Consider the following 13,948-nt stretch of genomic DNA (forward strand, 5'->3'; position numbering starts at 1 on the left):
GAATAAGGAATATGAACAGACTGAAAACAACAGCCGTACTGTTACTGGCAGCTTTGCTGGCAACAGCCTGCGGCCACCTCAACAACGATAAGAAAATCAGCATAGCCTACGCCAACTGGTCGGAAGGTATCGCAATGTCTCACCTGGCCAAAGTAATACTGGAAGAACACGGCTACGACGTACGGATGCTGAACGCAGACCTAGCCCCTATTTTCGCTTCATTATCGCGCAAAAAAGCGGACGTATTTATGGACGTATGGATGCCGGTAACCATGCATGATTATATGGAGCAATACGGCGACAAACTGGAAATCATCAGCGATGTATACGACAATGCACGCATCGGACTGGTAGTCCCGGAATACGTCACTATCCAATCTATCGAAGAATTAAACGGGTATAAGGATAAATTCTCCGGAAAAATTATCGGCATCGACGCAGGAGCCGGAATTATGAAAACAACCGAAAAAGTACTGGACGGCTACGGGCTGGACTACAAACTGATGACCGCAAGCGCTCCCGCCATGACCACATCGCTGGGAAAGGCTATTCAGAAGAAAGAATGGGTGGTAGTAACCGGCTGGACTCCGCACTGGATGTTCGGACGTTATAAACTGAAAGTACTGGACGACCCCAAACAGATATATGACAAAGCGGAATCCATCCACACTGTAACTTGGAAAGGCTTTAGTGAGAAGGAGCCGTTTGTTACCGAACTTTTACGAAATATCCGGCTGAATGACGAACAAATCAGTTCGCTGATGACCGCTGTGGAAGAAACACGGAAAACGGAAACCTATGCCGCCCGTCAGTGGATGAAAGAACATCAAGCGTTGGTAGACAGTTGGATTCCGACACAATAAAAGATACAAATTCCCTATACGTCCGACGAATTTTTATCACCGGAAGTATAGGGAACATTATGCTATGGTCGGAGCTGCTCTTAGCCGAAATTAAACGTATAAGCGTTCTTTCGCTGCAACTCGATAGTTCCATTCTTTCGCTCTATGCTGATCTGGTCTTCTCTTGCCAGCCAACCTGCTGCCAACGCTGTGCTCTCCACGCTTAAATTCAGCTTCTCGGCACGCTCAACGATTGAAATCTCAGTTACTTCATTTAGTGCCTGCCAAACTTTTCCGGCATTGACACCTACAATTTTCTTGTCCATAAAGGTTATTAATAAAAACGGTTAGTAGTAATAATGGTTAGTTTAAGTATATTCATAACAGGTAACTGCCACTCTATTGTAAAGAGAATACCGTATCAGAGAGGTTCAAATCCCGAAAAGACTTTCCGGGAAGAAAACAGGAACAGCGACACACGTGTTTATCATATTGCAAAACATTTATGGCTTGTGCCCTTATGTGCAAACCAATTAACATAAAAAGCGTAAGGGCATTAGCTTCTTATAGAGCACAAAGTCTTGATATCCCTTTATACAGAAGTCGGCTAAACGCTTTTTTCCTAAAATGCAAAAAACACTGCCACTCGATTGCGACTATACAAACATACAAATAATTTTAAAAATACAAGCACAATCAACTGTTTATCTTTATGAGTAACGATAAAAACAGATATTTAGGACATTATTATTACAAATACATCGTAGTATTTCCATGTATATCCGATATTTACGGGAATTGTGAGTTGAAAGTGTACAATATAAATGTGACATAGTTAGAACAAACAGCAAGGGGGTACATCATCTTTTTTCAGAAGATATTAGCGGGGAATGTCCTACCGTTGACAGGACGCATTATAATTCTTTTCCAACAGCGATTTAATTTTAAAAGAGGATACACCTATAACAGTACAAACTATCCTCTTTTAATCCCGTAGCATAAAAAACAGATATATAAGTTTCTATATTTCAACCTTTTACCATTTTACGCTTATAGCCGACTAAATACAACAAAATACCTTAGTACCTCTCTTGCTTTTTCCGAAAAAATTCTATAGTCTTTTTACAAACAGCTACCGCTCCTATTCTTTCTTTTTGCGGCATATCCACTACTACTCTTTGTTTATCATAGTTAATTACTATCTGTTTTACAGTTTTATCCATACGCGCATCAGCTACAGAAAAAATTATTTCTCCTTCCTCCTGTTCTATGAGCAAAGTACAAGGTTCAGATACTGTAATCTCTTTTTTCCCTATCTTTATATTTTCACCAGCACAATAGAATGAAGCAGCTATAATCTTTGAATCCATTGAAGCAACGGCTTGCACTAAAGTATCATTTCTTAACACAGTAAACGGCATTTTATTATTAGGTACCCCCTCACCACAATAAACAGCATAGCCATAATTGCCATTCTGAACACTCCTGCCATGATCTAACCACAATCTAAAAATGGCAGCACTATCCGGTAAATTACTTTTCCCTTTATTCGTCAGATTTCTCTTCAACCAATCATTAGGTTTTATCTCCATACTATAAGAAGCTATCGGCGAATATTGAGGCAACAAAGTATAAGCAAATCCGTTATTTTGTATCATCCAAAGAGGTTTGCGTTTACAATCAAGCAGACCTTGTTTTTCGACCAAATTCAACCGTTTTTTTCCATCAAACAAAAAGACTTCATTCTGTAAAGCCGTCTGTTCTATGGTAGTACGAATATTCCCTTCCAATTCAGGACGTAAATTAGTGACACCGGCTCCTAAAGCCACCATATAATCTCCCAAGAAAAAATAAGACTTATAAGCCTTTATCCCAAAAGCAGTAGGATTGATTTCCGGCACGTCTTTTTCTTTAGAGGTGGCATTCATTTTCTCAAAAATGAATGCAGCCACTCCATTTCCCTTTCCACTAGTAGCACCCGCTGCAAAATTATATTTACTGCAAAATCCTCGCCAATTGGTTATCGGCTTTAACCGTTCCATTCCTTCACGAGCAGTTATACCAGGCAAGGCAGTGAAATCCATCGCACCTATTATTTTACGGTGTTCATCGCCATTACGTTGCATCAATGTTACACCGTCATTGGTGAATATATTAAATTCATCAGCAAAATTACTTGCACTCTCCAATCCATCACAACGCACAGAAGCCATATTGACCATAATATGGTATCGAGGAGTTTTTTTGATAAAATCATCATTATTGAAGAACCAGCGACATCCATGATACATCCCGGCCGGATAATTTGTCATACAAATACTTTCTCTACCCACTTCCCGTAACAATGTCTTTAATTCCTGTTGCTCTTCTTGCGTGAAAAAATCACTCCAATCATTTATAGTGGCTTTCAACATGCTATAGTAAGGTATAGGTTGGTGCTGCTTATCATAATAAACCATAGAATACCGATCTAAACAAGGGGGAATATAACCTTTATAATAATAAAAATTACTACCCCTATAAAAATTAAGCAATGCTAACGCATTATCACGAGTTAAAACTGTTGCCCAAGGTGTCCCTCTCAGAACTTTCAATATATTTAGAGCACTGGAAGCACCATGTATGGGGTATCCCCACACCAATGCCTGCATTCCATGCCCCCATCCCGCGCCATCAGCCGTAAATCCTTCGTTCCAAAAAGCTTCCATATAGGTATTTTGAGATACATAACTCAAACTTTTCTGAGCTACTTCCGCCACAACATCCACCATTGGTATGGAGTCCATCAACACTGCAGTTTCCAGTAATGGACGATAAGCAAGAGCATTTCCACCTACCCACCAAACATGATGCCTAAAACGTTCCACACTGACTACATTACAATCCGTAGCATCATTACGTAAAGGCTGTGTCCATGATTGCATTGCCAGCCGCCTCAATATATCATGCGCTTCTTTCTCCAATACCGTCACTTCGCATCCACTCTCAATTTGTTCCATACATTTCCACAAATTAAAATAGACTTTACAAGCCGCCTTAGGAATAGCAAAACAAGAAGCATGAAAACGATCATTAGGTTGCCGTTTCAATTCAATGGTACCATAATGCAGTATGGCTTTCCAATAACGTTCAGGTATCTCCACTCCACTCTTCCGGAAATAAGCGGCCAAATCACCAAGTCGTCCCCATATATCCGTCAGATAGAATCCTAATTTCTGCTGGTCATCAAATGAAACTTTCTCCAACAGTTTCTTAGCCACTATCTCCTGCTCATAATCCACTCCATCCACAAAAGCACCTGACGTATCCAATTTATCCAAATACTCCACACACGAAGTTTGATAATATGATTTGTCTATATGCTCTATATAATAGGTACGTAATCTCTGCATAGCCTCTTCTTTGGAAGCCTGCGCAGTCGTGACCTGGAATAATAGTATCCAAAGAATACTTTTATATAAAATCTTCATAAACATCTACTATTACTATAAAAAATGTGACGAATAGTATCGAGGGCTATTCGTCACATATTCCTGAAAACATCTTTTTACCTTAAATTAATAACCCTATCAAATCAATCAAAATTTAGATTTAAAGTATAGTATATCCCACATCATTTCTTCAGTTCGATTTCCCAAATAGAAGGACCCCAAGTTTTATCCGCACGTTCGAGAATTACCAAACGGAAATAACGAGAAGTCACAGCAGGAAAACTTTGTTCAAACCCTTGACCAATCTTGGTTCCTTCGTAAGCGACTTTCCACTCTTCACCCACCTTATACTGGATTTGGAAACGAGTGATGCGACTCTGATACTCTTCAATGGCTACTTTTGAGAAGGTCATTTCCTTTCTGTAATCCATTTCCAGCCACATGTCCTTAAAATCCGTATAGTCCTGAGTCGCCCAACGAGTTTCCATATCACCGTCGCAAGCCAACTCACCGGGATAATCTTCATTGTACTGATTGAAAGCTGTTACTTTCGGAGCTTGTGCATTTGCCACACTTACCATACCAAGGCAGAAAATTGCCATTAACATAATCTTTTTCATAACGTTACTTTTTTAATGATTAATAAATATATTGGTTAAAAACACTATTCTTACTCTAAATTGTACCATCATCCTCTTCTTGGACAGGTTCCACTACTTTGATTTTCAGTTCTTTTATCTGTTCCTTATATCCCCAAGCATTGGCATTACGCGCAACAAAAGTTACAGTATACTCACCCGGTTCATTATAAATATATGTATAGTTCTTCAAGTCAAATGAAGCATTCTTGATAGAAACTCCCTCATCGGGACTCACAGCCGATGGTGTCATTCTTTGACTGATCGCCCATACATATGTACCTTGAGCTGATGACTTACGTCCATTAATTGTGACCTTCTGATCATCCACCACCGTCACTGTAGGATTATTCGTTTCGTTATCATTGGTGTGAATACGACAAAAGCCAAATCCAAAATCCTCTTTTGGATTATCCCGTTCCAACGTCTTTCCATCTATAGTCTGCACCAATCTCGGATAAAAGAAAACATCCGGATGAGCTCCGACCCCATTTTCATCCAATAGGAGATCCAAAGGCGGCAGTTCATACCTGAGAGCAACAAAAAACGGCTTATTACCATAATCGGTAAGGTCCACATTTACATTTTCCACTTTACCATGTTGATAACCTGCAGCATCCATATTCAGGAGAGGAACTTTCAGTCCACCATCCATATCAGTCCATGTAGCGCTCTCAATGTTGACTTGCTCCATCACTCCGTCAAAATCTTCCGAAAGATACACTTTCACCGCATTGCGAAATCTTTTTCCCGCCCATTCCAGACTGAGATCATAATTTAGGCTCAACGCTTCCAATTGGGCTTCAGTACGATTACGATAGGCATAACGATGTCCGTAGTCACCCGACCACATTATCAAATAATCAGGACACCCATCAATACTGAACACCACCGGTTCACCCACTTTATATTCTTTCTGGTCACTCACCAAACCGAGCTGGAAATCCAGGTCGTCCACCTCATCGCCATTACATGCTGTCATACCAAGCCCTGCCAGCATCAATATACTACGAAACATTACTTTATGTATCAAACTACTCTTCATATTATCAAAACACTATTTTTTGTTCTTTTAATCTTTCTATCCACTTCGGCAGGATTCCCAATCTATGTTGCAATTGGGCTTCATAGAGAGAACCCGGTGTCACTATTTCCCCATTATCAGAAAGCAACTTGCATTCGGGAAATTTGAATGTAGTAGCTGCTCCATGAAATCCCACAATCATCGGCGGCAGAAAAAGAAAGCCACCTGCACCACTCGGATCTACTTCCCACCAACTAAAGTTTCCACCTGACGGTGAAGCGGTGGCATTGAAATTCCACAACGTCAAATCCTGCATGTGATTGGGCAACGCACTCATGGCACCTCCCTGATGTCCACGCGGAAACCCACCTTTACAAGCATCCAACAATGTGGCACGAGGTTGTGAACCATGCGACTCAAAACAGGTTTTATCTCCCCAACGACACCGCCAAATAACAGTCCCTATGGCAGGACGAGATACGCCACAAGTATGAAGCATCCCCGCCTTTTCACCTTCTGTATCAGAATCGGCAGAATCTGTTACTTTGCCGATGAAGATGCGCGATGACCCGAACGACCGCACGGCACAATGCCCCCTTTTCCCCATTATCTGAATATCATAGGCGGAACAGTTGGCGGCCATCGTAAAGGTAGCCGCTTCGCTCACACTGTCAAAATCGGTCCGGCGTACCCAACCATCCACCACATGGCGGAATCCGAAAGGAATATAACCGGTATCGCTCAACCACGACAGATGCTCATAATGTTCAGGAACATTTCCACGGAAAGTCATATCTTCCACTCCGATATTCCGTACATAGGAGTAAGCACGCAAGTCCCAGTTCCAACGAGGATCCACCTCGTGCATAATAGGTTCCTTGAAAGTTACCACATGTCCCTCTATACTGGTTATCAGATGATAATCCTGCACTATTACGCCATCATTCAGCAATCCGGACATTCCGCTATGAACACTGTAAGGAAGCAATTCATGCGCTATCAATTCATGCGAATTATCTTTCAAATGGAGACAAGCATACTCCCCTACTCTCAATCCGCTAACGGAGGACAGTTCCACCGAAAAGCTGCCTTTGGCCGCAGGGGCAACCACCCTATTCGCCGTACCGAACAGTCCGGGACCTTCCAACGAGAGCGTGTTATAGGCAAAACCTCCAGCAGGATGTATCGGATTGGGGGCTTTTAACACTAAAAACGTTTTATTACGCCCCGCACCTTTCAGGATAACATTACTTGCCTTAATACGAATCGTTTCATTCTCATAAGTCACCTCATCCTGTTCGTCGTGCAGTATGAACTCACCCTCGGGAAAGTATATCACGGCATTCACTTCCGCATAGTTATCGATACCCTCAATATCAGCCAATAATCGCAAAAGCGCTTGTCTGTCCGATTTTCCATCATCAGGTATACCGCCATAACGAGTGATATCATACCATCGATAGTTCAGCGTTTCTACTTCGGCGGGAGCCATTTCACCATGTTTATAGCCGGCATACGAAAAGTCAAGTAATACATTCTGCCGATTCTGAGCTACAAAATCATTCCACGGCTTGCAATCTTTTTCCGTATCCGAAGGGGTCTCCGTTTCCTCGGAGCTTTCTTCATTTTCCTCCAAAGATAAAGAAATATCATCCGAAGAACAGGAAAACAACATTGCCGAAAGCACAAGCGCTACTCCAAACAGATACTTAATATTGTTGGTACTTAACCTCATGGCCATATTATTCTCTCTTTTCTAATTTCACTTCCGAAATATCTATCCTGGCATTTGCCGTACCGTAGCAACAGAATATGACGCTGTATCTCTCACGCGATTTCGAAAGCAGTACGGATGTATCATCTACAAAATCAGCATTACCAACTCCACCATAAACTTTAGTAAAGTCTACTACCAAATTATACTCTTGATCCACTTCACTCAAGTTGCAGTCCACAGACGAGCTATAATCCACCTCATCGTCTTTTTTTATTTGGAAAATCCTGTTACTACCGATATTCCGAGAATATACATATACTTTCAAGCGTCCTTTTCCCTCTTCCGCCGTAGTATTTTTAGCTTTGAAAGTCAATTTATACACATCGTTCGGTGCTCCGTTCACTGTCATGCCAACACAATCCTTATACCATGTTGTATTATTATCTCCTGTCACCACACTGAGTACACCGCTTTCTATCGTCACTTTCCTATTGTCAGTAGAACTTCCTGCAATGTAATCAAACCATTCGTTTGCCCAAGGCACCTTAGCATCATCAGTACCTGAAGGATAATAATCGCCTATATCCCCCACTACCCTGATATTTTCCTGTGTTAAATCCGCAAGATCTGCATATATCGTTTCGGGTACTGGAAGTGTATTTTGTAACACTACGTTAAAGCATTGAATGCCATTCACGGCAAGAGTGGCGTCCGTCTGCCCCACATACTGGTAGACAGTATGGGTGGTGGTAACCACAAAACGGGTAACATTGGCTTTCAAAGTCTGCGCAGGAACCACGGTACGGTATTTGTTACCACCTATCGCCTGCATCGCTATCATCACGGGACGTTCGGAAACATCCGCCGTGGCAGTTCCAGCCGGCAAATCCACTGTTGCGGTTTTCAAGGCACGCATCTGTACACCGGTCACCTTTTCATCCGTAACAAGCCCACTTACCGTAACCTCCACCAATGACAACACATGTTGGAAAGAAAAATTCACCGTTTGAGGATTTGCAACATCCAGGCTCCCCGCAGCAAGCAATAAGTCACTACTGTTATACCCCTGTTCTTGGTTTTCGTTTACTGAAAAAGAGAAACTTATGTCATTGATACTTTTATCATAAGGATAATAAGCATAAAACATCGTCTCATTCTGTGGCTTAGTCAATGCTTCACCATTCCACTCACTACCGCTGTACTGATAGCGCAAATTATCGGCTACAAGTTGCGCTTCACTACCATTCGCTACCCCAAAGATACCCACCTCGTCATTGGCTACAAAAGCAGTGGCGTTGGAAGCATCGGTAATGGTACGTGTCTGTACAATATCAAAGTTGAAATTCACATTCCGGTCTGCCAACATTGACACTTCTTCCATAACACCTTGGGTACAGGCGGAAAATCCGCCTGATACAACCACGCACACGTTTACTATGAGTACTTTTATCTTCATTTTAATCTTTTATTTTTTAGATTACTCTATTCTGCGGAAAACAAAATTGCGGAATTGGAAAACACCACGTTGCGGTCTCAGATAAATGCTGAACTTTTTACGTACCGCTTCCTTGTCAGGTTCAGACAAATCATTTAATATCTCACCAGAATCAAAACTCTTTTGATATTTAAGAGTTTCCATATCAACCCGTAACTCCACTTTTTGATATTCTAAAGCCATTTCTTCAGTATAGACATCCCTATCAACAGTTTCATCCTCATTGTAAGTTGATACAATGCCTTGCGTACCTTGCTTATGAAAAGCAACTCTCAAAGCAGGAGACATACCCTCTATGTTGGCATTTTCCACCATTTTAGCTTCAAAAGTAAGTACGTACGTAGCTGCCTTTACATTTGTTAATGTATATCCGGTATAAGTAAACCACATACTTCCTCCATCAATATGTTTCGCATCCACTTTCAACTCCCCATTCTCAATAGTTACCATTGCAGGAACAGGCTTCATATCTTCTCCATCATTACCATTGAACCAACGATTTTCATTATTAACCTCACCACTCGTCAACTGCCGAACATTGGTCAATTGAAGAATATCTTCCGTTACCATATCGTTAAAGTTGGCAAGAATCATATTCTGCGCAGCTTCCAAGTCGGATACCTCATCTGTAAATGCATCCCAGTTACCAATATCGGAAACAGCGACACCTATTTCAGCCAATTCCACGGCTTTCGATATAGTAAACGGCTGTATACCGTTGGCTTTCAAAACTACATCAGCGGCAATAGCGGACTGATAAACCGATTTATCGGTTATAACACGGAAAAGAGTTTTGCCTGTATTCAAAGTCTGCTCAGGCACAATGGCACGATAAACATCATTTCCGTCCGCATTTTTTCCTTTTGCCATTTTTATGAAGGTAGCGCCAACATCACTTTTCGCTATAACCGAAGGGAATTCTGCGGAAAAGTCTACCGCAGCTTCACCTACAGCACGCAATTCCACCGACTGCACTTCCGTACCTTCAAAATCTTTCAGCGTAATCTCTACCAATGCAAGCGCATGGCGAAAATTCAAAGTTACCTGATTGGCGCCTGCCGGTACCTCTTTGTTGCAGCTCAGCAGCAAGTCACTTTTATTCAATCCGTTCTCGGCAGATTGGTCGGCTTGTACGGTAAAATCGAATTGTAAAGTATTCACCGTACTGTTATAAGGATAGTAAGCATAGAAATCGAGTGCGCTGTTATCTACCGGCACCCCTAACGCTTCGTTTACGGCATTCCAGTTTGTTCCATCATAGCGATAAGCAAAATTGGTATATACCGCTTCGGCAGATGCGTCTTTCGTTGCAAAAACACCTACTTCATCCTCATCCACAAAATTGGTAGTATAATCATCCGCCATTGCGGTACGTGTACTTGCCACACTGAAGTTAAAGGTAATCGCTCTGTTGGCTTGCGCATCCAAAGCCGTATTTACATCCTGATTACAAGCAGCGAAAATCATCATTCCCGCCAATAAAGTTCCTGTCAAAAATGAATATGTTTTCATGTCTTTTTTATAAGGTTTACTAATTAGTTGTTATCTGTTCTTGTTAATCTAAAATCGTAGAAATAAAAACTTCCCAACCAGGGCTGTATACAGAAACTGCCGGTTGTACGTGCCTCTGCGGCAGCCGGGGTCCAATCCGCAGAACCCATATTACTGCTCTTCATGTTCTCTTCCGTATAGTCCAGCACAATCTTATGCAGTTTTGAAGTTGTATCTTCACCCTCAAAAAGCGTCAGTTGCGCGCTGATTTCCGAATCCGTAGTTTTCTTAATACCAACCAGATTATTGCCTTTGGTATAAATGAACGCTTTTACTTGGGGCTTTTTTCCCGCTGCCGCTTCTTTCAATCGGCTTCGGAAAGAAAGTTCATACACTCCCGGAGACAGATCCGGTAAACGAACACCTACATAATTAGTCCACCAACTTCCAGATTCAATACTTTTGGCATCATTCAGTATCATATTACTGTTATTCTGTTTTTCTATCACGGCATTACCTGTTTCAGGTTTTTTATTATCCAATCCATTGAAATAAGTACATGGCTGTACATCGGGGGTTTTATTGACATTATCCAATATCACAATATCTTCTGTTACCAGATCTCTAAGAGATGTTAATAAATTCTCTTCCGCTACAAATGATACGTCATCCGAAGGAGTACTCCAATCCTCAATGGATTGCTCGGTAGTAACCACCTTAATTTTATCAAGGTAAACAGTTACTTCGTGTATATATCGGATAGCGGGTTCAAGTTCCATCACATCATCAAAATTCCACGTAAAAGTACGCCCACCCATATTCGGCAGAGTGATTTCAACAGAACAGCCTTCCATGGATGCTAGCGGAAACAAACGTCCTGTAGCGATGAAATCCTCTTTTCCAGTAGTCAAAACAATATCTCTTTTATGAGTAGCACCCATTTCCTCAAACAAGCCGGTCAGCAAGTTAAAGTTTCCCTTAACGTACATTCCCTTTACTACTACACAGAAGTCTTCCATATATTTTTCAGGTACTTCTGCCGTATTCTTCAATCGAAACACCACTTCCGACAATACAGGACGGAACTGTAACGTCAGTTTGTTGTTATCCTTGGAGATACCAAGCGCATTGCTTGCATACATGAAATTGTTATTCTGCACACTGCTTTGCATCGTAAGATCCCATTTGTATAAATCGTTCTCCAAATATTCATCATCACTATACGGATAATATGCCTTGATGTCAACCTTACTCCCATCTGCTGGCAAATAAATAGGGTCCTCGTTCTCCAATGGAGACAGTGTTCCCTGAACCACCGATGTATTCTGTGATATTGCCTCATATTTAACATTACGATAAGGTTCCACACATTCCGTAGTACCTTCTTTCAATACAAACAAACCTACTTTTTCATTTTTATCCCATACCACAGAGGAAGCTTCTTGATTGTATGCCATGGCTTCCCCTACCACAATTGCGGGGACTTTCCCTGCTTCCGGTTCAGGAATGTCGGTTCCCCCATACCCTTCCTCGTTGTCGCAACCGGTAGCCAACAAGATAAAAGTTCCTGTTATGGCTATACTCCAAAATATCATTTTAAAAATTCTCATGTCTTTCATTATTATTCTGTATTATTAATGGTTACCAACCTTCATTTTGGCTACACAAAGTATTCGTACTCATTTCTGCCTCAGGGATGGGAAAGTAAATATGTTTCGACTGAAATTCAATGGCAGGCTGCGCCTTAATATTAGTGTTCGTACCGGAAAGTAACGAATATCCTACCATTTTCCCATCCCATTTACTACCCGGATCACTAATGATGTTCTGGTCTGCAAGCATTTTAATACGATATTCATAATAATCTTTCCCCCAACGACGCAAATCCATCTTACGGTTACCTTCAAAACAAAGTTCACGGGCACGTTCATCACGAACTAATTCACGAAATGTAGCCAAATCATAATTTCCGAACTTTATCTTTGAAGCACCGGCTCTTGAACGTACCTCATTTATGGCATCTTCCGCTTCTTGTGTTGGACCTCCATTCACTTCATTAGCAGCTTCGGCAATCATCAACAATACATCCGAATAGCGCATTACCGGCACATTAATCGAAGTACTATATTGTGTCAGAGGACGTACTACCTCATATTCTCGACGCCATTTGGCGGCATTACCGTCTTCCATCTGCTTGATATCATTCTCCGTACGATACACTTTCTCTACCAACCCCGTAGATTTATCTTCTCCAAAACCATAATTAGGAAAGTTCCACCATTTACGGGCATCCGTATCCTCGTACATACGGAACAGTATTTTTGTACCGTCATAAAAGCCATAACAATAACCATGATCAGGGTCGGTATGACACCCTTGGGTTATACCAATGGACAAACCGAAAGAACCGGATTCACGCGTGATATTCAAATCATTACCATACATTTCTATTTCAAACATACTCTCCTTGATGTTGTATTTATCAGCGCACATATCCATAAAAAGTTGCTGATAACCATTTATTCCCTCACGTGCTTGTACTAATTCATGAAGTCCGCTATCTCTCACTTTACGCGCACATTCCAATGCTTCTTCCCATTTATCAGCATATACCGGATATCCAGACATCCACATATAGGCTCTCGCTAATAACGCCAATGCGGTAGTTTGGGTAATGTGTCCAGGATTATCCCACTTATCTGCCGCAAAACAATCTGTCGCTGCCACCAAAAGGTCTGAAACAATCTGTTCATATACTTTTATCTGTGGTGCACGTTTCATTTTTTGCTGATTGAGATTAGTAGTAGGTTGTAAACGCAAAGGAACATCTCCCCAAAAACTGACCAAATTCATATAATAAAGCGCACGTAATCCTTTAGCCTCTGCTAACAGACGTTTTTTATTAAGTTCACCACCGCACACCTCAGCAGATTTATCGGTTATCTGTGTTATGAAATTATTGGCTCGGTTAATACCTGTATATAGATAATACCAAGTATTTTTAAGATTGGTATCAACTGTACTGTAATTATTCAAGCAAAGCATCGTAGTACCTATAGAGTACTGCTTATTATAAATCATTAAATCGGAACCGGCATCAAATGTCAAATAAAGGTTTCCTCCATAAAGCTTACCATCAGTCAACGGATCATAAACGCCGGCTAAACCAGCCTCACAACTTTTCTGATCATTATATACTGTTGTTTCGGATAAATCGTCAAAAACATCCGTTTCTAAAAAATCGCAGGCAGAGAAACCTAATATTCCAATAATATATAGAAACATCTTTTTCATCTTCATCACATTTTGA

10 protein-coding genes are annotated in these 13,948 nt (G+C 41.2%); 1 reads left to right on the plus strand and 9 read right to left on the minus strand.

Going from position 1 to position 13,948, the window contains the following annotated elements; translation table 11 throughout:
* Positions 1-11 precede the first annotated feature (11 nt).
* The gene (locus BUB52_RS11700) at positions 12-863 is read left to right on the plus strand and encodes a glycine betaine ABC transporter substrate-binding protein (protein WP_009120781.1); all 852 of its coding nucleotides are present in this window, start codon (positions 12-14) and stop codon (positions 861-863) included.
* Between the two features lie 80 nt (positions 864-943).
* On the opposite strand, the gene BUB52_RS11705 is transcribed toward BUB52_RS11700, so the two are convergent.
* From BUB52_RS11705 to BUB52_RS11745, 9 genes are all read right to left on the minus strand, one after another.
* Complete coding sequence (locus BUB52_RS11705; RefSeq protein WP_009120780.1) at positions 944-1,168, minus strand: winged helix-turn-helix domain-containing protein; 225 nt, start codon at positions 1,166-1,168, stop codon at positions 944-946.
* Between the two features lie 753 nt (positions 1,169-1,921).
* Positions 1,922-4,312: a polysaccharide lyase family 8 super-sandwich domain-containing protein gene (locus BUB52_RS11710; protein WP_139259713.1), complete on the minus strand. Its 2,391-nt coding sequence runs from the start codon at positions 4,310-4,312 to the stop codon at positions 1,922-1,924.
* 143 nt (positions 4,313-4,455) lie between these two features.
* Positions 4,456-4,893: a discoidin domain-containing protein gene (locus BUB52_RS11715; RefSeq protein ID WP_009120777.1), complete on the minus strand. Its 438-nt coding sequence runs from the start codon at positions 4,891-4,893 to the stop codon at positions 4,456-4,458.
* A 55-nt stretch (positions 4,894-4,948) separates the two neighbouring features.
* Positions 4,949-5,929: a DUF5017 domain-containing protein gene (locus BUB52_RS11720; protein ID WP_157183387.1), complete on the minus strand. Its 981-nt coding sequence runs from the start codon at positions 5,927-5,929 to the stop codon at positions 4,949-4,951.
* 31 nt (positions 5,930-5,960) lie between these two features.
* Positions 5,961-7,676, minus strand: a complete 1,716-nt coding sequence (locus tag BUB52_RS11725; RefSeq protein ID WP_009120775.1) for a DUF4955 domain-containing protein — start codon at positions 7,674-7,676, stop codon at positions 5,961-5,963.
* A gap of 1 nt (position 7,677) precedes the next feature.
* Complete coding sequence (locus BUB52_RS11730) at positions 7,678-9,108, minus strand: fimbrillin family protein (protein ID WP_009120774.1); 1,431 nt, start codon at positions 9,106-9,108, stop codon at positions 7,678-7,680.
* 21 nt (positions 9,109-9,129) lie between these two features.
* Positions 9,130-10,659, minus strand: coding sequence for a fimbrillin family protein (locus BUB52_RS11735; RefSeq protein ID WP_009120773.1), 1,530 nt, complete (start codon positions 10,657-10,659; stop codon positions 9,130-9,132).
* 23 nt (positions 10,660-10,682) lie between these two features.
* A complete protein-coding gene (locus BUB52_RS11740) occupies positions 10,683-12,248 on the minus strand; it encodes a fimbrillin family protein (RefSeq protein ID WP_157183386.1) in 1,566 nt (521 codons plus the stop codon).
* A gap of 31 nt (positions 12,249-12,279) precedes the next feature.
* A complete protein-coding gene (locus tag BUB52_RS11745; protein WP_009120771.1) occupies positions 12,280-13,938 on the minus strand; it encodes a RagB/SusD family nutrient uptake outer membrane protein in 1,659 nt (552 codons plus the stop codon).
* Positions 13,939-13,948 lie beyond the last annotated feature (10 nt).

This window comes from Bacteroides clarus YIT 12056 (assembly GCF_900129655.1).
GTDB lineage: Bacteria > Bacteroidota > Bacteroidia > Bacteroidales > Bacteroidaceae > Bacteroides > Bacteroides clarus.

What these genes read in the sequence shown, in the direction of transcription:
- BUB52_RS11700 (WP_009120781.1), top strand. Translation starts at nt 12, where the DNA reads ATGAACAGACTGAAAACAACAGCCGTACTGTTACTGGCAGCTTTGCTG.
- BUB52_RS11705 (WP_009120780.1), bottom strand. Translation starts at nt 1,168, where the DNA reads ATGGACAAGAAAATTGTAGGTGTCAATGCCGGAAAAGTTTGGCAGGCA.
- BUB52_RS11710 (WP_139259713.1), bottom strand. Translation starts at nt 4,312, where the DNA reads ATGAAGATTTTATATAAAAGTATTCTTTGGATACTATTATTCCAGGTC.
- BUB52_RS11715 (WP_009120777.1), bottom strand. Translation starts at nt 4,893, where the DNA reads ATGAAAAAGATTATGTTAATGGCAATTTTCTGCCTTGGTATGGTAAGT.
- BUB52_RS11720 (WP_157183387.1), bottom strand. Translation starts at nt 5,929, where the DNA reads ATGTTTCGTAGTATATTGATGCTGGCAGGGCTTGGTATGACAGCATGT.
- BUB52_RS11725 (WP_009120775.1), bottom strand. Translation starts at nt 7,676, where the DNA reads ATGGCCATGAGGTTAAGTACCAACAATATTAAGTATCTGTTTGGAGTA.
- BUB52_RS11730 (WP_009120774.1), bottom strand. Translation starts at nt 9,108, where the DNA reads ATGAAGATAAAAGTACTCATAGTAAACGTGTGCGTGGTTGTATCAGGC.
- BUB52_RS11735 (WP_009120773.1), bottom strand. Translation starts at nt 10,659, where the DNA reads ATGAAAACATATTCATTTTTGACAGGAACTTTATTGGCGGGAATGATG.
- BUB52_RS11740 (WP_157183386.1), bottom strand. Translation starts at nt 12,248, where the DNA reads ATGAGAATTTTTAAAATGATATTTTGGAGTATAGCCATAACAGGAACT.
- BUB52_RS11745 (WP_009120771.1), bottom strand. Translation starts at nt 13,938, where the DNA reads ATGAAGATGAAAAAGATGTTTCTATATATTATTGGAATATTAGGTTTC.